The following is a 22,491-nucleotide window of genomic DNA, read 5'->3' on the forward strand; positions in this document are numbered from 1 at the left end:
CGGCAACGACTACTCCTATGACGAGGTGTTCGCCCGCCAGGTCCTCGCCGCCGGGCGCCCCGGCGACGTGGTGGTCGGCCTGACGACATCGGGCAACTCGCCCAACGTCGTTCGTGCGCTCGAGGTCGCCGGCCAGGCGGGGATGACGACCGTCACGCTCACCGGCGCGCACGGCGGCGAGGTGGCCGACGTCGCCAAGATCTGCATCCGGGTGCCCAGCCACGACACCGGGCGAATCCAGGAAGCATGCCTGCACCTGGGCCACTCCATCTGCGAAATGGTCGAGGCGGCATTGTTTCCCAGGCCCTCCTGACTCCGACGATGGCCGCACCCGATCTGAGCAACGTGCGCACCGTCTTTCTGGACCGGGACGGCACCATCAATGTCAAGGCCGCCGACGGCGAGTACATCCGATCGCCGGACGAGTTGGTGCTGCTGCCGGGCGCGGCCAAGGCGGTGGCCGCCCTGAACGCCGCCGGTCTGCGGACGGTGCTGGTGACCAACCAGCGGTGGCTCTCGGAAACGCCCGCCGAGCCAGGGTGTTTCACGACCATCCAGCAGCGGCTGCACCAACTGCTGGCGAACGACGGCGCCCGGCTCGATGCCGTCTACCACTGTCCGCACGCGGCGAACAGCTGTGAGTGCCGCAAGCCCCTCGCCGGGATGTTGGTGCGCGCGGCGCAAGAGCACGGCTTCGAGCTGGCCGAGTCGGTCATGATCGGCGACGGCGACACCGACATGATGGCGGGCCGGACGGCGGGAACGGCGACCATCCTGCTGCGCACGGGTGGCCACCGGACCGTCGATGCGGACTTCGTGGTCGACGACCTGGCCGGCGCGGTGCAACTGGTCTTGAGCGCCCGAGCGTCGCTTTAGGTCGGTTCAAGAACACGCCGCGCATCCTTGCCGCCGCCGCCACCGGCTCATAACCTGGGCAACATCCGACCGCAGCCGGGTTCCTCGGGCCGGCGCGGTAGACGACGGCAAGCAGGCGGGCAGGTCATGGCATCACCGCGACGCACCCAGTGGTGTCGCGGTGCTGCGGGCGGCGGTCCGTAGCGGTGGCCGGACTGACCGGCGCCCGGGTGGACGAGCTGGCGACGATGGACATCTTCCAGGGATGTTCCGCCGAAGACCTCGCCCCGCTGGCGGGCCGCCTGCAGCCCCTGCGCGCCGCGCCCGGCCAGGTGCTGATGCGCCAGGGCGAGCAGGCCGTCTCCTTTTTGCTGATCTCCTCGGGTACCGCCGAGATCAAACACGTCGGCGACGACGGTGTCGTGATCGTCGAGCACGCGTCCCCGGGCATGATCGTCGGCGAGATCGCCCTGCTGCGCGACATCCCCCGCACCGCGACGGTGATAACCGCCGAACCGCTGACCGGTTGGATCGGTGACACCAGAGCCTTCGCCAGCTTGGCGCACATCCCCGGCATCACGCCGCGGCTGCTGCGCACCGTGCGCCAGCGTCTCGCCGCGTTCATCACGCCGATCCCGATCCGCGTTCGGGACGGCACGCTGCTCCTGCTGCGCCCGGTGTTGCCCGGCGACAGCGAGCGCACCGTGCACGGCCACATCTACTTCTCCAGCGACACGCTGTATCGGCGCTTCATGACCCCGCGATTGCCGACCCCGGCTTTGATGCACTACCTGTCGGAGGTCGACTATGTCGATCACTTCGTGTGGGTGGTCACCGACGGCAGCGACCCGGTGGCCGATGCGCGCTTCGTGCGCGACGCCAACGACCCGACGGTCGCCGAGATCGCCTTCACCGTCGCCGACGCCTACCAGGGCCGCGGCATCGGCACCTATTTGATCAGCGCGCTAGCCATCGCCGCCGACGTGGACGGCATCGAAAGGTTCTCGGCGCGAATGCTTTCCGACAATGGGCCGATGCGCGCGATCATGGATCGCTACGGCGCCGTCTGGCAACGCGAGGACATCGGCGTCATCACCACCGTGATCGACGTTCCCCATCCGCGTCACCTGCCGTTCCGGCGTGACGAGGCCGAGCAGATCAAGCGCGTCGCCCGCCAGGTGATCGAGGCCGTCGGCTAAGACGGCGAAGTGCTTTGAACCGGGCGCCTGTCTCCGGACCACGAGGTGACTTCCAAATCCGCTGGCGCATGCGCTAGCACGTTTGGTGATTCCGACCGGACCCGGCGCTGGCGTGGGGCAGCCGGTATGGCGCTCTGCTGTGCTATCAACTCCTCATGCGGCCGTTCGGGATTGGCCCGGCGGTGACCACAGCGCTCGCGTTGGCCGTCGCCGGGTGCGCTCACCCACCCGCGCCCAAACCGCCGCCCGTTGCGGCGAAATCGCCGCCGAGCACCACCGCGGCCGTCAATCCCGCCAACATCAAACGGGTCGTTCGCGACCTGCCGCCCGGTTACGAGGTGACCACCGGTATCCCCAGCGCGGCCTCCCCGAGGGTGATCTGGAGCCTGGGGGACGATCTGCAGGCCAAGCCGGCCAGGTGCGGGGCGCTAGCCGACCCCGGGAACGGGCGCGACCAATCGGCGCAGGGCGTGTCGGGCTCAGGCAGTGGCGGCATTGTCAACGCGGTGGTGGTGGCTTTGCCGGGACCGGTCGATTTCCCCGACGAGCTGGTCACGGCGTGCGCCCAGTGGTCGGAGACCGCCGGGAACACCGTGGCGCATGTCCACCTCACCGACGCGCCGCACGTCGAAGGCGTCCAAACCATCGGCATGGTGGCCGACGTCAAGTCATCGGTCGAGTCCGGCACCGAAATAGATTCGCGCATTTATACTTTCACCGCCTACCTGGGCAGCTACTACGCGTTCACCACGCTGACCACCGATCCGGGCTCGGCGCTTCCGGTGCTGCCGCCGCAATTCGCCGCGGACCTGCTCGCCAAAACGGTGTCCACGTTGCGCAGCTGAGCTCTCCGCTTGGGTAGATTGGCCACGATGTCCAAGATGTTGCTCGCGGTTGCGGCCGTCTGCGTTTTGGCCGGCTGCTCATCGCCCACTCACCCGGCGAAGGTCGACATCAACAAGGTCGTCGACGTGAAGTCCAGCTTCGGAGCCGACTACCAGGTCAGCGACATCAGCGAACGGGGAATAGACCCCAAGCTGCTGGCCGGCCGCAAACTGCCCGACGGGTTGACGTTCGACCCGGCGAACTGCGCGAAAGTGGCGGCCGGGCCGGACATGCCGGCCGATCTGCAGGGCAACATGTCCGCGGTCACCGCCGAGGGCCGCGGCAACCGGTTCGTGGTGATCGCGCTGGAGACCTCAAAAGCGTTGCCCCTCAACGATCCCGGGAAGGACTGCGCCAAGGTGACCTTCGCCGGCCCGCAGCTGCGCGGCGGCGTTCAGGTGGTCGAGGCGCCGCAGATCGACAGCACCCGCACGCTGGGTGTGCATCGCGTGATGCAGGCGCTGACACCGGGCGGTCCGCGCACCGGTGAGCTGTACGACTATTCGGCCGCATTCGGCGACTACCAGGTGATCGTCATCGCCAACCCGCTGGTGATCCCGGATCAGCCCGTCGCCCCCGTCGACACCCAGCGCGCGCGCGACCTGCTGGTCAAAGCGGTGTCGGCGGTGCGCGCCTAAACCGCTCAGCTTGATGGCGGCGGCCCGCCGCGCCCGGCTCCGCCGCGCTTGCGGCCGCCGCTCAGCGCACGCCGCGCGGCCGGAACTGAATGCTGACCCGCGGACCCACGGCCGCCGTCGTCTTGGGCACGGAGTGCTCCCAGGTGCGCTGGCACGATCCACCCATCACCAGCAGATCGCCGTGCGCCTGCGGCAACCGCAGCGACGGGCCGCCGCCGCGGCGGCGCATCGCGAAGGCGCGGGTGGCGCCCAGGCTCACGATCGCCACCATCGTGTCCTCGGAGCTGCTGCGGCCGATGGTGTCGCCGTGCCAGGCGACGCTGTCCGAGCCGTCGCGATAGCAGCACAACCCCACCGTGGTGAAGGGCTCACCGAGTTCACCGGCGTAGATGTCGTTGAGCCGGCGGCGCAGCCGGGCCAGCTCAGGGTGCGGCGGCTCGTCGACCGCGAGGTCGTGAAAGCTCACCAGCCGCGGCACGTCGACCACCCGGTCGTACATCTGCCGGCGCTCCTCGCGCCACGGCACCGTCGACAGCAAGGCCTCCAGCAGGTCATCGGCGTCGGTGAGCCAGCCGGCACGGATCTCGATGAACGCGCCGTCACCGAGTTCTCGGCGCTCGGTGTGCTGGAACAGGGAGCCTTGGACCGCGATCTCCACGCCACCGAGTTTATCGCACATCCGTTCGATGGCACGGGGCGCGCGCTGCGCGTGTGGCGGGACGGTACGCCCCGGCGCCGCTACGGTTGAGCTGTGGGTGTTGTCGAGCTGGGCACCAATTCCGAGGTCGGCGCGCTGCGCGTGGTCATCCTGCACCGCCCCGGTGCCGAGCTGCTCCGGCTGAACCCGCGCAACGTCGACCAGCTGCTGTTCGATGGCCTGCCGTGGGTCGCTCGCGCGCAAGACGAGCACGACCAGTTCGCGGCGCTGTTGCGGTCCCGCGGCGTCGAGGTGCTGCTGATGTCGGATCTGCTCACCGAGGCGCTCACACACAGCGGAGCCGCGCGGATGCAGGGCGTCGCGGCTGCCGTTGACGCGCGACGGCTCGGACTGCCGTTGGCGCAAGAACTTTCGGCATATCTGCGGGGGCTCGAGCCGGCCCGGCTGGCCCAGGTACTGATGGCCGGGATGACGTTCAACGAGTTACCCGCCGACACCCGGACCGACGTCTCGCTGGTGCTGCGCATGCACCACGGCGGCGACTTCGTCATCGACCCGCTGCCCAATTTGGTGTTCACCCGCGACTCATCGATCTGGATCGGCCGGCGGGTGGTGATCCCGACGCTGGCGCTGCGCGTCCGCGGGCGCGAGGCGTCGCTGACCGATCTCATCTACGCCCACCACCCGCGGTTCACCGGCGTGCGCCGGGCCTACGAGTCGCGCACCGCCCCCGTCGAGGGTGGTGACGTGCTGCTGCTGGCGCCCGGCGTGGTCGCCGTCGGGGTGGGGGAGCGGACCACCCCCGCCGGCGCGGAAGCCCTGGCCCGCAGCCTGTTTGACGACGACCTGGCGAACACCGTGCTGGCGGTGCCGATCGCGCAGCGGCGTGCCCAGATGCACCTGGACACGGTGTGCACGATGGTCGACACCGACACGGTGGTGATGTACGCCAACATCGTGGACTCGTTGTCGGCGTTCACCATTGCGCGCACGCCCGACGGGGTGGCCATCAGCGACGAAGCCCCCTTCTTGGAGGCGGCGGCCAAGGCGATGGAGATCGACAAGCTGCGGGTCATCGACACGGGGCTGGATCCCGTTGTCGCCGAACGCGAACAGTGGGACGACGGCAACAACACGCTGGCGCTGGCGCCGGGTGTGGTGGTCGCCTACGAGCGCAACGCCCAGACCAATACCCGCTTGCAGGACGCCGGCATCGAGGTGCTGACCATCGCCGGATCGGAACTGGGCACCGGCCGCGGCGGCCCGCGGTGTATGTCCTGCCCGGTCGCCCGCGACCTGTTGTAAGTAGCGCGCTAGCGCCAGCTGGGCAACCAGATCTCCATGTTCCACGTCTGCTGCGAAATCGGCAGGCCGGTGAGCACCGGGAATAGCCACGCGAAATTCGTCACCACCAGCGCCACGTAACAGCACACGGCGATCAGCCCCAGCGTGCGTCGCTCCGAATTCGCCTGCAGCTGCAGCCGCAGCCGCCGGGGTGGCGCGCCGGGGGTGTAGAGCACGTCGCCGCAAATCAGCGCGATGGCCATCACCAAAAAGGGCGCCATCGTCGCCGCGTAGAAGAAGTACATCTGCCGGTCGATGTCGGCGAACCAGGGCAGCCAGCCCGCGCAGTAGCCGACCAGCACCGCGGCGTAGCGCCAGTCGCGGCGGACCAGCATGCGCCACAACGCGAAAACGAGCACCGGCACCGCTAGCCACCACATCGCCGGCGTGCCCACCAGCATCTCGGCCTTGACGCAGGACTGGGCGCCGCACCCGGGGACGTTCTGCTCGTCGATGGCGTAGAGCACCGGCCGCAACGACATCGGCCAGCTCCACGGTTTCGATTCCCAGGGGTGGTAGTTGCCCGCGGAATTCGTCAGGCCCGCATGGAATTGGAACGCCTTTGCGGTGTAGTGCCACAGCGACCGGATGGCATCCGGCAGCGGCACCAGCGAGCGGGGGCCGATCGTCTGGCCCACCTCGTGCCGGTCGATGGCGGTCTCGGAGGCGAACCACGGTGCGTAGCTGGCCAGATACACCAACACCGGAATGACGCCCAGCGCATAGGCGGTGGGGATGAGGTCGCGGCGCAAGGTTCCCAGCCAGGGCCGGGTGACCTGGTACTGGCGCCGCGCGGCCACGTCGAACGCCAGCGACATGGCCCCGAAGAACAGCACGAAATACAGGCCGGACCACTTTGTGCCACAAGCCAATCCGAGCAGGATCCCGGCGCCGAACCGCCACCACCGCACGCCCAGCCGCGGCCCCCACACCGTGTCGGCGTGGCGGCCGTCGGCCAGCGCGGCGTGCATCCGCTGCCGAACCTGGTCGCGGTCGACGATCAGCGCGCCGAACGCCGCGACCACGAAGAAGGTGAGTATGCCGTCGAGCAAGGCGGTCCGCGCGGCGACGAAGCTGACGCCGTCGCAGATCACCAGCACGCCGGCGATCGCGCCGATCAACGTCGAGCGGCTGATCCGCCGGACGATCCGCATCACCAGCGCCACCATCACCACGCCGAGCAACGCGCCGGTGAACCGCCAGCCGATGCCGCTGTAGCCGAAGACCGCCTCGCCGAGGGCGATCAGTTGCTTGCCGACCGGCGGATGCACGACCAGGCCGAACCCGGGGTTGTCCTCCACGCCGTGGTTGTGCAGCACCTGCCAGGCCTGCGGGGCGTAATGCTTTTCGTCGAAGACCGGGGTGCCGCCGTCGGTAGGTGAGCCGAGGTTCAGGAAGCGGGTGATCGCCGCCACCAGTGCGATGATCCCGGTCACCACCCAGCCGCGGACCTGATCGGTCGGGCCGAAGTCGGCCACCGGCACCAACGGTCCGGGGCTGACGACGGGCACCACACGTTGCGTCTCGGCACCCTCGATGGTCGGGGGGGATTCGCGGGGCGGGGCGGTCATCGGTGTCGATCGTAGGCTGTCGGTCATGACCACCGGCCGCCTGTTGCTGGGCGCGACCCCGCTGGGCCAGCCGTCGGATGCCTCACCGCGCCTGCTGGACGCCCTGGCCCGAGCCGAGGTGGTGGCCGCCGAGGACACCCGGCGGGTGCGCACTTTGGCCAAGGCCCTCGATGTACGCATCACCGGCCGGGTGATCAGCATGTTCGACCAGGTCGAGAGCTCCCGGGTGGATTCGCTGGTCGAGGCGATCCGCGCTGGCGCGACGGTGCTGGTGGTCAGCGACGCCGGTATGCCGCTGATCAGCGACCCCGGCTATCGGCTGGTGACGGCCTGCGTGGAGGCCGACCTGCCGGTGCGCTGCCTGCCGGGCCCGTCGGCGGTGACGACCGCGCTGGCCGTGTCCGGTCTGCCGGCCGAGAGGTTCTGCTTCGAGGGATTTGCGCCGCGCAAGAAGGGGGCGCGGCGGAGCTGGCTGGATTCGCTGGCCGACGAGCGGCGCACCTGCGTGTTCTTCGAATCCCCGCGGCGGTTGGCGGCGTGTCTGCAGGACGCCGTCGAGCGGCTCGGCGGTGCACGCCGCGCGGCGATCTGCCGGGAGCTGACCAAGGTGCACGAGGAAGTGGTGCGCGGCTCGCTCGACGAGCTGGCGGCCTGGGCGGCCGACGGGGTGCTCGGTGAAATCACCGTGGTGCTGGCCGGCGCCACCCCGCGCGCCGACCTGCCGGCGCTGGTCGCCGAGGTCGAGGAGCTGGTCGCCGGCGGCGCCCGCATCAAGGACGCCTGCGGCGAGGTGGCCGGCATGCATCCGGGGGTGCGTTCGCGCCAGCTCTACGACGCGGTGCTGCAGTCCCGCCGCGACTAGCCCGCCGCGCTGGCGGCGGCGATCGGCGGCAGCCCGACGACCGGGGACGCCTTGTGCAGGCATTCTTCCCATTCGGCGTCCGGGTCGGAGTCGGCGGTGATGCCGCCGCCGACGCCCAGCACCGCGCCACCCGCGGCGTCGAATTCGACGGTGCGGATCGCGACGTTCAACTCGCAGCCCGCCACGGGTGAGGCCAATCCGATTGTCCCGCAATATATTCCGCGGCGGTTGGGTTCCCACTGCGAGAGCAGTTGGCGGGCACGGTGTTTGGGGGTGCCGGTGACCGAGGCGGGAGGGAAGGTGGCGTCCAGCAGCGCCGAAGTCGGCAGTTCGGTGGGGACCTGCGCGGACACCGTCGAGACCAGGTGCCACACGCCCGGCGCCCGGCGCACCACCAACAACTCGGGCACGGTCACCGTGCCGACGATCGCCACCCGGCCAAGGTCGTTGCGGACCAGGTCCACGATCATGATGTTCTCGGCGACCTCTTTGGCCGACGCGCGCAGCGCCGACGGCCACGCAGCCAGCGGCAGCGTGCCCTTGATCGGGCTGGACGCCACCACCGTCCCGCGCCGCCGCAAGAACAGCTCCGGGGACAGCGACGCCACCGCACCCCAGGCGCCGGCGACGTAGGCCGCCCGGGCGGGGGAGGTGCGGGCGACGCCGTCGATGAAGAAGTCCAGCGGGGCGCCGGTGACGGCACCGGTGAACTGCGTGCACACGCAGGCCTGGTACACCTCGCCGGCGCGGATCGCCTCCAGGCAGGCCAGCACGCCGTCGCGATGCGCCGCCCGGTCGGCGATGCCCCACTCGATGTGGCACTCGCGCGCGGCGGCCCTCGGTCTGGTCAGCGCGGTGGTCAGCCAGTCCGGCATCGGCGCACCGGAGAGGCTCTCGTACCACCAGTGGCCGTCGCGGTCGCGGCGCAGCACGCAGTCGGTCCAGCCGCCGGCGGCCTCGGGAATCCGGTGGGGCTGTGCGTCGGCGCCGGCGTCCGGATACGACAGGTAACCGATCCAGCCGCCGCCCACCGCGCGCGGCTCCGGCGTCCGCGATACCGGGACCGCGAAGACGTCGTCGACGTGCACCGGGTGCACCGACAGGCTCGGCGCGATCACCGCCAGGGCGCCGAACCACTCACCGGTCAGCGCGGCGGGCGGGGGCAGGCCGAGCCGGCCGGTGGCGTCACCCACTGCGCGCAGCACCTGAGGTGCGGCGCCAAGATCGCCGAGCCGGTCGATGCGCACCGCTCTAGCTTGTCAGAGCGGCGGCGTTTCGCATCCCCCGCGGCACCGGGCGGATGGGCTCACCCGCGGCTGATGTCGCGGGCGGTGGCCAGCGCCGCCAGCTTCTGCGGGTTGCGCATCACGTAGAAGTTGGTGATCTTGTCGCCGGTGATCTCGAGCGTGATCACGCCTTCGAGCTGGTCGCCGAGGTATAGCAGCACCGCCGGGGCACCGTTGCAGGTCACCATTTCCACCCGCGTCGCGCCCATGGTGGCAGCCCGGCGCATTAGGCCGACGATGGCGCGGGCCACCTTCTGGGCGCCGACCACCGGTCGGCGGGCGGCGCTCACCACACCGCCGCTGTCGGCGGTCCAGGTGGCATCGGGGGCGAGCATGGACATCAGCGCCTCCACGTCGCCGCCGGCCGCGGTGGCCAGGAACTGCGCGGTGATCTCGGCGTTGCGTTCGGGGTCCACCGTGTCGAACCGCTTGCGCCGGGCGCGGACATGTTCGCGTGCCCGGTGGGCGACCTGCCGGACGGTGGGCGCCGGCCTGCCCACCGCCGCGGCGATCTCGCCGTAGTCGAAACCGAACACCTCGCGCAGCACGAACACGGCCCGCTCGTCGGGACTCAGCGTCTCCAGCACCACCAGCATCGCCATCGAAATCGACTCCGCCAGAACGACATCGGCGGCGGGATCCTGCTCCTCGAGCAGCAGCGGCTCGGGCAACCACGGCCCCACGTAGTCCTCACGCCGGCGCGCACCGGCCCGCAGCGAGTTCAGCGCCTGGCGGGTTACCAGCTGGGCCAGGTACGACTTGGTGTCGCGGACCGTCGCCAAGTCGACCGCCGCCCACCGCAGATAGCTGTCCTGCAAGACGTCGTCGGCCTCGGTCGCCGAACCCAGCATCTCGTAGGCGATGGTGAACAGCAGTGGCCGCAGCATGGTGAACCGTTCGGCGTGCTCGCTGCCGGTCGGTGCCTGCGTCATCGCGCGGCGACCCCCTCGGGTGACTGTGCGGGCCGCTTGCCGCCCTTGATCCAGCGATACGAACCGGGCTTGGCGGCCTCGCGTCGGATCGACCACAGCGTGCCCTTGCAGATCGCTTCCTTGAGCGACGCCGCCGCCCGGCCACCGAGGTACATGTTCACCGGGGTGTCATCGGTGCGCGCCATCTGGAACGTGGCGTGCGTGCGGCCCAGGCTGATGCACTGCCCGACGAACGCCTGGCTCAGCGCCGCGGGGACCTCGCCCGCGATGCGGCTGAGCACGGTGTTGGCGGCCTGGGCACCCAGCGGGCCGGCGGCCTGGCAGCTCATCCGCAACGGCTGACCCGACGGCGCGGCGGCGTCCCCGGCGGCGACGATGCGCTCGTCGTCGATGCTGGTGAGCGTCTCGTCGGTGAGCAACCGGCCGATCGGGTCGGTGTGCAGGCCGCTGCGCGTGGCCAGGTCCGGCACCGCGAACCCGGCCGTCCAGATGGTCGCAGCGCTGGGCAGCACCACGCCGTCGCTGAGCACCACGGCATCCCAGCGCACCTCCTCCACGGCCACCGATTCCAGCACATTGACCCCCAGGCGGCGCAGCCGCTTGGCCACCGAGCGCCGGCCCCGCTTGCTCAGCGACGGACCGAGGACGGGACCGCACACCAGGGTCACCGGGCGTCCGCCCTCGGCCAGCTCGGAGGCGGTCTCGATGCCGGTCAGCCCGCCACCGACCACCGTGATCGGCGCGGGCAGCGGCAGATCGGTGAGCGCGTAGTGCAGCCGCTGCGCGCTTTCCAGGTCGGCGACCGAATGCGCGTATTCCGTGTAGCCGGGCACCGTCGACCCTGGCGCGCCCGTGCTTCCCACGGCGTAAATCAGGTAGTCGTAGTCCAGCTCGGCGCCCGAGGTCAGCAGCACCCGGCGGTCGGCGGCCTGGATGACCTCGACGCTGTCGACGATCAACCGGATGCCCTCGCCGAGCAGCGTCGCGTAGTCGGCGGTCGCCGTGCCGGTGTCGGCAACCAGCTGGTGCAGCCGGATGCGCTCGACGAAGACCGGTCGGGGGTTGACCACGGTGATGTCGATGTCCGGGCGCTGGCGCAGATGGTTGGCGGCGAGGGTGCCGGCGTATCCGGCGCCGACAACGACGACATGGGTTCGTTCGGGGACCGACTCGGTCATGGCTGTCTCCTATTCGTGAGGACCTGTGCCCTTGAGACACCGCAGACCCGACGAGCGTGACAGGCTCGCCCGCAATTGTGACCCGTCTCACTGCCCGTCATCGGCGCCACCGGTCAACCGACCGCCCGAACCCCGCTGAGCTGCGACGACGCCACGCCGACAGGCGCGTGATACGCTGCGCTACGCCAATTCGTGGCCTGCCCCGGACCGGATGCACGCACCACTGGAAAGCGCGAAATTTGGGGCCACTTACCCGCGCACGGGTGTGTATTGGGGGAAGCAACCTTGACGACGACCTTCGCTGTGACTGGGCCCGGCGCCGCGCCGGCACCGGCTCAGTCGCGCAGCCCTCGCGGGCCGCTGTCGTCGGTCGCGATCTGACGCCGGTGGCCATCGTGTGCTCATTGAGGAAACGCGCGCTGGCCGCTGTCGCGTGCGCGGTGGTGGTGCTCGGCGGCTGCGGCGACAAGAGCGATCCCGGACCGCTGTCGGCGATGGTTAGTCCGGCCATCCCGCCCACCGCGCAGGAGATCCCCAACCCGCTGCGCGGCCAGTACGAGCAGATGCTGAATCCGCTTTTCCCGCAAGGCAACCCGGCTCAGCAGCGCTACTCGGCATGGCCCGCGTCGTACGACGCCAGCCTGCGCGTCTCCTGGCGGCAGTTGCAGCCCGTCGATCCGCGCACGTTGCCCCCCGATGCGCCCGACGACCGCAAGTTCGATTTCAGCTCGATCGACGACGCGCTGACCAAGCTCGGTAGCCGCAACATGCGCCTGACCCTGGGCGTGTACGTCTACAAGTCCTGCTGCAACGACTCGTATTCGGACAACACCAACATCGCGATTCCGGACTGGCTGCGCCCCTCGGCCGCCACTTATCCCGCGCCGCCGACGGGTTCGGCCCCGGGCGTCACCCATGTGGTGCCCAACTTCAACGACCCCGACTACCTCAACGGCGTCAGCCAGCTGCTGGCCGCGCTCGGTCGTCGTTACGACGGCGACGAGCGCCTGTCGGTGTTCGAGTTCTCCGGGTACGGCGACTTCGGTGAGAACCAACTGGGGTACCTGCGCGATTCGCTGAGCGCGCCGGGCCCCACTCCCGACGAAAGCGCCGCAAAGCTGGGCTATTACAGCCAGTTCCGCGATCAGAGCATCACCAAGGCCTCCATCGCGCAGTTGGTCACGGCCAACGTCAACGCCTTCCCGCACACCCAGCTGGTCGTCGCTCCGCAGAATCCGGAGATCGTCCGCGAACTGTTCGCCGACGACGTCACCAAGAAATTGTCCGCGCCGGTCGGGATCCGCGCGGATTGCCTCGGCGTGCAGGCGCCCCTGCCGGAATGGGCCGAGGCCAACGACTCGCACTACGTCCGCTCCAACGACGCGGTCGTCAACACCATCAAGCAGCGGCTGATGACGGCGCTGGTGATCAGCCAGTGGTGCCGACTGCCGAGCGGAGCCGACGCCCGGTCGTATTACGAGAAGGGCCTGCACGACGTCATCCGGTATCACGTGTCGATGACGTCGAGTGCGGATTTCCCGGACCGCGATGCGACGTCGGCGATGGATCCCAAGCTGTTCCAAATATGGGCCCAGGCCAATACCGCTGCCGGTTACCGGTATTCGGTCGAGGCGAAGCCGGGATCGCAATCGATCCAGGACAAGGTGGCGACCATCTCGGTGGTGTGGACCAACTATGGCTCGGCGGCGGCCACCGAACGCTGGGCGCCCGGCTACAAGCTGGTGGACTTCTCCGGCGCGGTGGTTCGCACACTGTCGGCCACGGTCAATCTCAAGACGCTGGTGCACGACGAGTCCAGCCAATCGCGTGAGGAACCGGTTGCGGAGTCGGCCAGCGAGTCGGTGCATGTCGACGTGACCGGCCTCGCGCCCGGGCATTACACGCTGCGCGCCTCCGTCGAATGGCAACAGCACACGCCGGGCGCCTCACACGTGGTGAACTATGCGCCCATGGCCCTGGCCCGCGACGGGCGAGACGGCTCCGGGCTGTATCCGATTGCCACACTTGACATCCCGAGCGACGCGGCCTCAGCAAACGGTCAGTGACCCGCCGCGGCGCACGCCGTGCACCGCCCACCGACATCTCGTCGTAAGACCTGATGGAGCCGGATCTGCGTGTTACCGTTTCCAGACGGATTTCGGCCGCGCCGCGGCGCGGTTCGAAATGCAACCAGCAAACAACCGAGCGAACTATCGGACCCCTTCGACGGGTACTCGAACGGGTCGCCGTGTGCCCCGTATCGGAGGACCCGTGCCGCGCAGCCTGAACCTGGTGGTCACCTCCGTCGCCACCCAGCTGATGGAGGCCACGGCGTCCACGGCGACCCGGGTCAGCGAAGGGGTCCTCGCGCAGCTCGTCGAGCAATTCGATGTGGACGCCAGCTTCCTGCGTCACCACCAGCCCGACGCCGCCGCCTCGGTGTTGGTGGCCGAGTGGCCGCGACGAGCCGGCGCCGCCGATCCGGATCCGATGGCCGATCTCGAGTTGGACGGCGCCGAGTCGGTGCTCGCTCGATGCGAACGCGACAGGAAGCCGGTGGTGACCCGCCCGAACCAGTCCGCCGGCGGGCTTCGCCGCTGGCTCAACCAGCGCACGGCACCGGTCACGCCCTCGCTGGCCGTCGCGCCGCTGGTGTCCGCCGACGCGACGACCGGTGTGCTCGGCTTCGTCAAGTTCGGCGCCCGCCGGTGGAAACAAGAGGAGATCAACACGCTCGAGGCGGTCGCCGCCCTGTTCGCTCAGTTGCAAGCGCGCATCGCCGCCGAAGAACGGCTCCGCTATCTCGCCGAACACGACGACCTGACCGGCGTCTACAACCGTCGGGCGCTGGTCGCGCACCTGACCGAACGGCTCGCGGCCGACAGCCCCGGGCCCGTCGCGGTCTTCTACCTCGACCTGGACCGGCTCAAGCCGATCAACGATTACCTCGGCCACACCGCGGGCGACTGGTTCATCCGCATGTTCGCCCAACGCATCGAGGAGTGCGCGGGCAGCGAGAGCATGATCGCCCGGCTGGGCGGCGACGAGTTCGTGGTCATCCCGGACCGGCCGATGTCGTCGGAGGATGCCGAGGCGTTCGCGCGTCGCCTGTCGGCGATGCTGTGCGACCGATTGACCATCGGCGGGCACGTGATCAGCCGCACCGTCAGCATCGGGCTGGCGATGGGCGCGCCGGGGACCGACAACTGCGCCGATCTGCTCCGGCGAGCCGACGAGGCCGTGCTGACGGCCAAGCGCGCCGGCGGTAACCAGACCGCGGTGTCCACCGACGACATGTCGCTGAAACGCGCCTTCCGCAACGACATCGAGCTGCACCTGCAGGGCGATATCGAAAGCGAAGGCCTGATCCTGCACTACCTGCCCGAGGTGGACCTGTGGACCGGGGCCGTCGTGGGCGCCGAGGCGCTGGTGCGCTGGCGCCATCCGGTCTGGGGGCTGCTGTTGCCCGACGCGTTCATCGGGGTGGCCGAATCGACCAACCTGGCCGCGGAGCTGGGCAGCTGGGTGATGCGCAGCGCCTGCGCCGAATTCAGCGGGTGGCGCGCCACCGGCGTCGGCCAAGGCGCCATGTTGCGCATCAACGTGTCACCCATTCAGCTGATCAGCCGCGGCTTCGTGGAAAGCGTCGCCGACACCATCGGCGAGTTCGGGATCGATGCCGAATCGGTGTGCCTGGAGATCACCGAGCGCGCGGTGGTGCACGACATCGACACCACGCGAAAGACCTTGGCGGAGCTCAAGGACGTGGGCGTGCAGATCGCCATCGACGACTTCGGCACCGGCTACGCCGTCCTGTCACACCTGAAGTCGCTGCCGGTCGACATGCTCAAGATCGATGCCGGCTTCGTGCGCGACGTCGGCACCAACGCCGGCGACCTGGCCATCGTGCGCGCGATCATCGGGCTGGCCGAGGCCTTCGGCCTCGAAGTGGTGGCCGAAGGGGTCGAGACGCCCGCTGCCGCACTGACTTTGATGCAACACGGGTGCCACCGGGCGCAGGGCTTTTTGCTCTCGCGTCCGCTGCCGGGTGACGCGATGGAAGCGCTGCTGTCCGCGCGGTGGATGCCGATGCCGTTTCTCGCCGATCGCGAGTCGTCGTCGATGGGGTCGCTGTAGCGGCCCCTCAGGCGCCCTCGGGCACGAAGACGAAGTTGTTGACATAGACGCCGCGACCCGCCCAACCGTCTTCCTGGCTGCCAACGTTGGCCGGATCCTGATGCTGGGCCGGGTCGAACTCCGCGATCGGCCGTCGAACGCCATCGAGATCGAAGTAACCCGCGTAGCCCAGTCCCTGCAGCAGTCCGGTGATCTCGGCGACCGAATTGGGATGATGGCGTTCCTCGGCCTCCACCACGATGACCGGGCGCTGCTGTGTGAGTGTCTTTGTGGCGCCGTGCAACACGGCGAGCTCGTGGCCTTCGACGTCGATCTTGATCAGGCCGATGTCGGTGAGGCCGAGATCATCGAGGCGTCGGACCGGCACCTTGATGCTGCGAATCGTGCCGTCGCTGACGTCGCCCAGTGCGTTGCCGGCCTCGATTGTGCTGCGGCCCGGCTCGGACGCGACCACCCGCATGGTCATCACGCCGGGCTCATCCGACAACGCCACCGCTTCGACTTGCACCGCGGCGCCGACCGCGTCGAACATCGATGCCAGATCGCGGGCCTGGGCCGGTCGCGGTTCGAACGCGATCACCGATCGCGACGAGGCCAGCATCGCGATGGTGAACTCGCCGAGGTCGGCCCCGATGTCCAAGGAGATCCGGCGCGGATCGCACAACGACGCCACCAGCTGGATGTCCGGGCGGGATTGCCCGAGGCTCTGCAGGATGCGGAATTTGCGCCGCCAGAACCGGCGCAGTGCGAGTTTCTGTGCCGCAGGTGCGAGCCAACGTTTGACCGAGCGTGCGACAGCCATCTTCGGTGATCTCCTGCCCGATTCGCGGAGCCATCAGCTTAGTCGACCCGCCGGCGGCCCCGGGTGCGGTGAAAGAACTGACCACCTGGATTTGCCGGTGCGCTCCGGGTGTGGGCTATAGCCTGTTGTAACCCTTGACATCCCACACCACCATGCGACGTCAGCCAACGGGTCAACGACGGTAGCGAAACGCGAACCACCAGAGAGGTAGCAGTCGATGCGTTTGATCCAGACGGTGCATGCCGGCCGGTGCATGCCGATGTCGTTGCTCGCCTACCGCGAGCCGTTGTCGCCCGACGCGGTTTAGCGAAAGACATCATGGTCCGGACAAATCGACACCGGAAGATCCTTGTCGTCGCCGTGTGCCTGGGGTTGGTGCTGAGCGGATGCGGACGCAGCGGTGACCCTTCGCCGCTGACCGCGATTGGCAGTCCCGCCATACCGTTGTCGGTACAGGACGTATCGAATCCGCTGCGCGGCCAGTATGAGGATCTCTTGCAACCGCTGTTCCCGCAAGGCAATCGCGCGCAGCATCGGTATCCGGCGTGGCCCGCATCGTTCGACGCCAGCTTGCGGGTGCCGTGGCGACAGTTGCAGCCCACCGACCCGAGCACGTTGCCGCCCGACGCTCCCGACGAGCGCAGGTTCGATTTCAGCGTGATCGATGACGCGCTGGCCAAGCTGGCCGGCCGCAACATGCGGTTGACCCTGCGGGTGGTCGCCTACAACTCGTGTTGCGACAACACCTATGCGAACAACACCAACATCGCCATGCCGGACTGGCTGCGCTCGGCGGCCACCAATTACACCGGTCCACAACGCTATTGGTGGACGCCCGGAGTCACGCATGTCGTTCCGAATTGGAACGACCCGAACTACCTCAACGCATTCGGTCAGTTGCTGGCCGCGCTGGGCCGCCGCTACGACGGGGACGAGCGGCTGTCCGTTTTCGAGTTCTCCGGCTACGGCGATTTCAGCGAGAACCACATCTCGTATCTGCGTGACACGTTGGGTGCGCCCGGCCCGGCGCCCGACGAGAGCGTCGCCAAGCTCGGCTATTACAGCCAGTTCCGCGACCAGAACATCACCGCCGGCTCCATTCAGCAGTTGGTCGCCGCCACCGTAAACGCCTTTCCGCACACACAATTGGTGACGACGGCGCTGAACCCGGAAATCGTGCGCCAACTGCTCGCCGACGATGTCACGAAGAAACTGTCCGCGCCGGTGGGTATCCGTGCTGATTGCCTCGGGGTCCAGCCACCGCTGCCCGCCTGGGCGGAAAAGGACGGCTCGCACTATGTGCAGTCGAAGGATCCGCTGGTTGGCGCACTGAGAAACCGGATGGCCTCGGCCCTGGTGATCACCGAATGGTGTCAACTGCCTGACGGGACCGATCCACGCACCTATTACGAAAAGGGCCTCGACGACGTCGTCAAGTACCACGTGTCGATGACATCCAGTTACAACTTCCCGGCCGTGGACGCCACCGCTCCGATGGACCCCGGGTTGTACCTGCTGTGGGCGCAAGCCAACGTCGTCGCCGGATACCGATATTCGGTGGAGGCGGGTCAGGGATCGCAATCGGTGAACGACGGCAAGGCGACACTGACCGTCACCTGGACGAATTACGGCGCCGCCGCGGCCACCGAGAACTGGGTGCCCGGCTACCGGCTGGTCGATTTCTCTGGGGCGGTGGTGCGTTCGATTCCCGCGACGGTGCCGCTCAAGACGCTGATCCAATCCCAACTCGGGGATGGCTCACGCAGGGAGCCCGTCCCGACGTCTGCCACCGAGTCCATGCACGTCGACCTTTCGGGCTTGGCGCCGGGGCACTACACGTTGTGCGCGGCGGTGGATTGGCAACAGCACAAGCCGGGAGCCACCCATGTGGTGAACTATCCGCCCATGCGGCTGGCTCGCGACGGGCGCGACGGTGCAGGTTGTTATGCGCTTGCGACGCTCGACCTGCCGCGGGATGCGCAGACTCGCGCGAGTTGATGCACCGGCAAGGCGCGGCTGGCCATTTCGGCAATGCGAACGTGACGATGCTGCATAATCTGCAGTGGGTAAGCGCGGCCGGTGCTAGAAATCGCGAGCGACGCAATTCGCGCCTGAGGTTTTAGAGAGGTTATCAGCCGATGGATTTCCGCACCTTTGTCCGGATTCTCGGCCTGCATTGGAAACTCGCACTCACCGCCTTATTGGCCTGTACCGTCGGCGCCGCATTCGTTACGGCGTTGCAGACGAAGCACTACCAGTCGTCGGCCACGGTCCTGATTTCGTTTTCGGGTGCGACCGACCTGAACGAGTTGTACAGCGGCACAGAGGCGGCACAAGAACGGTTGTCGTCGTATGCCCAGATCGCCGGCGGCCGCATTGTGGCCGAGCGCGCGATCCGCCAGCTTCAGCTTCCCCTGAGCACCGACGAGGTGCTGAGCCAAACGCAGGTGAAATACACTGCGAAATCGGTGCTCTTCACGATCAGCGTCAAAGACACCGATCCGGCCCGGGCCGCCGCGCTGGCGGGCGCGATGGCCAATCAGTTCGGCGTGATCGTCCCGACGCTCGGTCAGGCCCCGGTCCCCAACGGCGTCAGCGGTCCGGTGACCCCGGTGCAGCGCCCCGAGCCGGCTGAAACGACCGCGCCGCCGACCCCGTCGCCGGACGTGCCGGCAACGACGGGCCCCACCGGGAAACCATGGCCGGCGGCCCGAGCGACGGTGGTCGAGCCGCCCCGGGTGCCCACCGTTCCGGTCTCGCCAGTGCCGATGCGCAACATGGTGATCGGGTTCATCGCCGGTGTCCTTCTGGCCATCGCGGTCGCGCTGACCCGCGAGGCCAGCGACCGCACCATTCGCACCCGCGAGAAGCTGGAAGGCGTTTCAGGCCTGCCGATTTTGGCGGAGCTGCCCGGAAAGCGCGGCACCGTTCCGCGCTTCGGCACCGACGCGGCATCCGACGATGCCGTCCGTGGCCTGCGCACCCGGCTGCTCAGGGCGGTAGGACCGGAGGCCCGCCGGGTGCTGGTGACCGGACCGTTCGGCGGCGAAGGCACGACGACGACGGCGATGAACCTCGCGCTCGCGCTCGCCGAAATGGGCGAAGACACACTGCTTGTCGAGGGCGACAGTCGCCGGCATGTGCTGGCGGGCCTGCTGCGGGTCGAATCCGGCGAGGGACTGGGCAACGCGTTGGCCAACCCCGCCATCGCCGCGGAAGCCGTGAAGCCGACGCCGATTTCGCGGCTGTTCATCCTGGCGTCGCGGTCCGCGCGCCGCGAGAGTTTGCCCGCCAGTGCCTATTTGCCGGAAGTGCTCGACCGGGTCCTGCAGGAATTGTCGTCGCGCTTTGATCGAATCGTGGTCGACGGTCCCCCGGTCCTGGCGACGGCCGACGCCGGGCTGCTGGCCGGTGCCGTCAACGCGACGGTGTTGGTGGTGCGGGCGCGGCGCACCACCGCCGACGAGCTCAACGATGCGCTGACCGCTCTGCGTGCCGCCGGCGCGCACGTCGTCGGGACCGTGTTGGTCGATGCGCGCCAGTCCCTGCACATCAGGGCGGCGGACCGCGCCTACCGATCGAAGGCCAGCGGGTCGGCGTGAACCTCTACCTGCGGGCTCGTCATCGCCTGGCGGTGGAGGGAACGCTGCTGGCGATGTTCGTGTTCGGGTGTTTCGCGTTCGGCGTGTTCTCGGTCCGCCGAACCACCGAGGGAGTGCTGCTGACCGCCGCGTTGTTCTGCGTGGTCGTCTACTGGGTGAAACCCGAAGGAATGGTGGCGGTCACGCTCTTCGGTGCCTTCGCGGCGCTGCCCGAAGGCCTGCACGTCGGCAAAGTCATTGGCCCCGCGACCATCTACGCCTACCACGTGGCCGCGGTGCTCGCGATCTGCTACCTGATCCCGACCGTGCGTCCGCGGGCCCATGATTTCTTGTTGCCGGGGCTGTTGGTGCTCACCGTGGTCTGGTCCACCGTCACCGGGTTCGAAACCGGCCATGCCGACCTGGTGGTGATGCGCGAATCGACCACCATGATCGAAATGGCCATCGGATTCGTGTTGGCGTTGTTCGTCGTCTACGGCGGTCACGTCAAATTCTCGATCCGGGTGATGATCGTGATCCTGTGGTTTTCCGCGGGCATGGCGATTGTGAGTTCGCTGTTCGCCATCCGGCTGGCCGGCCGCGCGGAAAGCCTGGAGGGCGCCACGGGTGCCGGCCAGGCCGTGCGCATCATCCTCTCCACCCAAACGCCGGCCACCGCCATATTGTCCGCCCTGGTCGCTGCCCCGATCGTCGGACGAGTAAGGCCCGCAATGTATTTCGCACTCGGCCCGCCGGCGCTGAGCATCTCGCTGTTATCCTTCTCCCGCAACACGCTGATCTCCATGGGGGTGGCGGCCGGCGTGGCGTTGGTCGGCAGCCTGAGCTGGGCGGCGGTGCGGCGCACGATCACCACCGCCACGGTCGGATTGGCCATGATCGCGGTGACGGTGCCCGGGTCGCTGTTCTTGCTGCAACGCTCGAAGACCGGGGCGTGGCTCAGCGATCAATACGCCGCCTTCAATCAGCGGGTGCTCGGCGGGGTGACGTCCAGCGCACTGGCAGTGGACGATTCGGCGTTGGAACGATTACGGGAAATCAATCTGCTCAAGGAGACCATCGCCCAGGCCCCGGTGTTCGGCCATGGCCTGGGCTACGTCTATCAGCCACCAACCGGGGACGACGAGTTCCACCTGTACCTCTATCCCGCCTACTCCCACAACTTCTACCTGTGGTGGCTGGCCAAGGCAGGAGCGGTGGGCATGGCGGTGTTCGCGATATTCGCGCTCACACCCGTGATCCTGGCGCTGCGCTGCGCGCCGGCCGCGGCGAAAATCAGCGCGGCGGTCGCCGCCGGACTCCTTGCGATATCCGCCGTCTGGCCGCTGCCGGAGATGCCGATGGACGCGCTGGGCCTGGGTGTGGCCTTGGGCGCCGCAATGGGATACGCCGGCCTGCGGCGCAGGAGCGGTGACGCGGCCCCGACCGACGCCGACCCCGCGCCGACGTCCGGTCCGACCGATCATGCCAATGCCGGCATCGCCACGGCCCGCTGACCGCGCCCGCGCGGGCCGAACATGATCGCGGTGACGCACGTGGGGCCCGACATGTACAGCATCGGCGGGACGCAGTCGGTGATCCGGGTGATCCGCGACAACAGGATCGGCGCCGACGAGATCCGGGTCCTGTCCACGTGGGCGGGCCCGCACCACCACGTCAGGAGCCTATTGCTCACCGCCCGTGCGGGGTTGGTGCTGTCGCGAGCACCCCGCGCCACCATCGTGCACTTTCACATCTCCAACGGCGGCGCGTGGTTGCGGGAGGGATCCCTGATCCGCCTGGCCAGAGCGCGCGGCCTCCGGGTGATCGTCACGGTCCACGGCTCGGACTTTCCCGAGTTCGCCCAAGCGAATCCGCGGTTCGTGGGCGCCACGTTGCGCCAGGCGGACCATGTCATCACCCTGTCGCAGGACGCGGCCGCCGCGGTTGCCGGGGTGGCGCCCAGTACGGCAACCACCATCGTGGCGAACCCGATCGTCGTTGATCGGGACGCCCCCGGCGCCGGCTCCACGCCGCCCGTGGTGCTTTTCGCCGGCGCCGTCGGGCGGCGTAAAGGAGTCGACAAGCTCGTCGCGGCGTGGCGGCTGCTGCTCGCCGAGGGGATCGAAGGGCGTTGTCGCATAGTCGGTCCCATCGACGACTACACGCCGCCGCCGACGGAGCGGCTGACCGTCGAAGGCCCGGTGCATCCCGACGCCGTCCGTGAGCTGCTCCGCTCGGTTCGCGTGGTCGCGTTGCCGTCGTCCGCCGAGGGCATGCCGATGATCCTGACCGAGGCCCTCGCCGGGGCGCGACCGTTTGTGGCAACTCCCGTCGGCGGGACGGCGCAGATCGCCCCGGATCCGAGCATGATCGTCCCGCTCAACGACGTGCCCGCACTGGCCGCGGCGATCGGACGCTATTTGCGCGACCCGGATTTGGCCGAGCGCGACGGGCTGCGCGGACAGCAGCACATCGCGGCCACCCGGAGCCCCGCGGTCATCGACGCGCGGCTGCGCCAGATCTACGAGGGCTGTGGCGTTGCGGCGGGTTGAACTTCAGGGAC

General features: G+C 68.8%; 19 protein-coding genes. 13 read left to right on the forward strand and 6 right to left on the reverse strand.

Annotated features, from left to right (window positions below; all coding sequences use genetic code 11):
* From A5622_RS26930 to A5622_RS26950, 5 genes are all read left to right on the forward strand, one after another.
* A partial coding sequence (locus tag A5622_RS26930; RefSeq protein WP_156753110.1) for an SIS domain-containing protein occupies nucleotides 1-313 on the forward strand: 313 nt, incomplete at its 5' end.
* A gap of 8 nt (nucleotides 314-321) precedes the next feature.
* On the forward strand, nucleotides 322-876 hold the full coding sequence (locus tag A5622_RS26935; protein ID WP_066882345.1) for an HAD-IIIA family hydrolase: 555 nt from the start codon (nucleotides 322-324) through the stop codon (nucleotides 874-876).
* Nucleotides 877-1,103: 227 nt separating this feature from the next.
* The gene (locus tag A5622_RS26940; protein ID WP_156753112.1) at nucleotides 1,104-2,054 is read left to right on the forward strand and encodes a GNAT family N-acetyltransferase; all 951 of its coding nucleotides are present in this window, start codon (nucleotides 1,104-1,106) and stop codon (nucleotides 2,052-2,054) included.
* A gap of 155 nt (nucleotides 2,055-2,209) precedes the next feature.
* Nucleotides 2,210-2,899 carry a DUF5642 family protein gene (locus A5622_RS26945; RefSeq protein WP_066882349.1) on the forward strand — a complete coding sequence of 230 codons (690 nt, stop codon included), beginning with the start codon at nucleotides 2,210-2,212 and terminating at the stop codon, nucleotides 2,897-2,899.
* A gap of 27 nt (nucleotides 2,900-2,926) precedes the next feature.
* Nucleotides 2,927-3,577 (forward strand): DUF5642 family protein, encoded by a 651-nt coding sequence (locus A5622_RS26950; protein ID WP_066882351.1) that lies wholly within the window; start codon nucleotides 2,927-2,929, stop codon nucleotides 3,575-3,577.
* A gap of 61 nt (nucleotides 3,578-3,638) precedes the next feature.
* Here A5622_RS26950 and A5622_RS26955 read toward each other — a convergent pair whose 3' ends face one another.
* A complete protein-coding gene (locus tag A5622_RS26955; protein ID WP_197498220.1) occupies nucleotides 3,639-4,235 on the reverse strand; it encodes an alpha-ketoglutarate-dependent dioxygenase AlkB in 597 nt (198 codons plus the stop codon).
* A gap of 93 nt (nucleotides 4,236-4,328) precedes the next feature.
* On the opposite strand from A5622_RS26955, the gene arcA reads away from it, so the two are divergent.
* Nucleotides 4,329-5,540, forward strand: coding sequence for an arginine deiminase (gene arcA, locus A5622_RS26960; RefSeq protein ID WP_066882353.1), 1,212 nt, complete (start codon nucleotides 4,329-4,331; stop codon nucleotides 5,538-5,540).
* An 8-nt stretch (nucleotides 5,541-5,548) separates the two neighbouring features.
* Here arcA and A5622_RS26965 read toward each other — a convergent pair whose 3' ends face one another.
* Nucleotides 5,549-7,093 (reverse strand): dolichyl-phosphate-mannose--protein mannosyltransferase, encoded by a 1,545-nt coding sequence (locus tag A5622_RS26965; RefSeq protein ID WP_197499557.1) that lies wholly within the window; start codon nucleotides 7,091-7,093, stop codon nucleotides 5,549-5,551.
* 82 nt (nucleotides 7,094-7,175) lie between these two features.
* On the opposite strand from A5622_RS26965, the gene rsmI reads away from it, so the two are divergent.
* Nucleotides 7,176-8,012: a 16S rRNA (cytidine(1402)-2'-O)-methyltransferase gene (gene rsmI / locus A5622_RS26970; RefSeq protein WP_066872014.1), complete on the forward strand. Its 837-nt coding sequence runs from the start codon at nucleotides 7,176-7,178 to the stop codon at nucleotides 8,010-8,012.
* On the opposite strand, the gene A5622_RS26975 is transcribed toward rsmI, so the two are convergent.
* The 3 genes from A5622_RS26975 to A5622_RS26985 are packed head-to-tail and all read right to left on the reverse strand — an operon-like array spanning nucleotide 8,009 to nucleotide 11,408.
* Nucleotides 8,009-9,259 carry an aminodeoxychorismate synthase component I gene (locus tag A5622_RS26975; protein ID WP_066882355.1) on the reverse strand — a complete coding sequence of 417 codons (1,251 nt, stop codon included), beginning with the start codon at nucleotides 9,257-9,259 and terminating at the stop codon, nucleotides 8,009-8,011. The two genes, rsmI and A5622_RS26975, sit on opposite strands and share 4 nt — an antisense overlap.
* 59 nt (nucleotides 9,260-9,318) lie before the next feature.
* Nucleotides 9,319-10,230 (reverse strand): RNA polymerase sigma-70 factor, encoded by a 912-nt coding sequence (locus A5622_RS26980; protein WP_066882357.1) that lies wholly within the window; start codon nucleotides 10,228-10,230, stop codon nucleotides 9,319-9,321.
* Nucleotides 10,227-11,408, reverse strand: a complete 1,182-nt coding sequence (locus A5622_RS26985) for an NAD(P)/FAD-dependent oxidoreductase (protein WP_066882359.1) — start codon at nucleotides 11,406-11,408, stop codon at nucleotides 10,227-10,229. The genes A5622_RS26980 and A5622_RS26985 overlap by 4 nt, the downstream gene beginning before the upstream one ends.
* Nucleotides 11,409-11,800: 392 nt before the next feature.
* Here A5622_RS26985 and A5622_RS26990 point away from each other — a divergent pair, with 392 nt between their 5' ends.
* Nucleotides 11,801-13,474: a hypothetical protein gene (locus A5622_RS26990; protein ID WP_066882395.1), complete on the forward strand. Its 1,674-nt coding sequence runs from the start codon at nucleotides 11,801-11,803 to the stop codon at nucleotides 13,472-13,474.
* A 205-nt stretch (nucleotides 13,475-13,679) separates the two neighbouring features.
* Nucleotides 13,680-15,545, forward strand: a complete 1,866-nt coding sequence (locus A5622_RS26995; RefSeq protein ID WP_066882361.1) for a bifunctional diguanylate cyclase/phosphodiesterase — start codon at nucleotides 13,680-13,682, stop codon at nucleotides 15,543-15,545.
* A gap of 7 nt (nucleotides 15,546-15,552) precedes the next feature.
* Here the strand turns inward: A5622_RS26995 and A5622_RS27000 are convergent, their stop codons facing one another.
* Nucleotides 15,553-16,347 carry an FkbM family methyltransferase gene (locus tag A5622_RS27000; RefSeq protein ID WP_066882363.1) on the reverse strand — a complete coding sequence of 265 codons (795 nt, stop codon included), beginning with the start codon at nucleotides 16,345-16,347 and terminating at the stop codon, nucleotides 15,553-15,555.
* Nucleotides 16,348-16,665: 318 nt separating this feature from the next.
* Here A5622_RS27000 and A5622_RS27005 point away from each other — a divergent pair, with 318 nt between their 5' ends.
* The 4 genes from A5622_RS27005 (at nucleotide 16,666) to A5622_RS27020 (ending at nucleotide 22,480) form a co-directional block, all read left to right on the forward strand.
* Nucleotides 16,666-18,345, forward strand: coding sequence for a hypothetical protein (locus tag A5622_RS27005; RefSeq protein WP_232003051.1), 1,680 nt, complete (start codon nucleotides 16,666-16,668; stop codon nucleotides 18,343-18,345).
* A 140-nt stretch (nucleotides 18,346-18,485) separates the two neighbouring features.
* On the forward strand, nucleotides 18,486-19,949 hold the full coding sequence (locus tag A5622_RS27010; protein ID WP_066882366.1) for a polysaccharide biosynthesis tyrosine autokinase: 1,464 nt from the start codon (nucleotides 18,486-18,488) through the stop codon (nucleotides 19,947-19,949).
* 53 nt (nucleotides 19,950-20,002) lie between these two features.
* Entirely contained in the window at nucleotides 20,003-21,442 is a 1,440-nt protein-coding gene (locus A5622_RS27015; RefSeq protein WP_232003053.1) for an O-antigen ligase, read from the forward strand.
* 21 nt (nucleotides 21,443-21,463) lie between these two features.
* Nucleotides 21,464-22,480: a glycosyltransferase family 4 protein gene (locus A5622_RS27020; RefSeq protein WP_066882369.1), complete on the forward strand. Its 1,017-nt coding sequence runs from the start codon at nucleotides 21,464-21,466 to the stop codon at nucleotides 22,478-22,480.
* The last annotated feature ends 11 nt before the right edge of the window (nucleotides 22,481-22,491 follow it).

It is taken from the genome of Mycobacterium sp. 1245801.1 (genome assembly GCF_001673055.1).
GTDB classification, from domain to species: Bacteria; Actinomycetota; Actinomycetes; order Mycobacteriales; family Mycobacteriaceae; genus Mycobacterium; species Mycobacterium europaeum_A.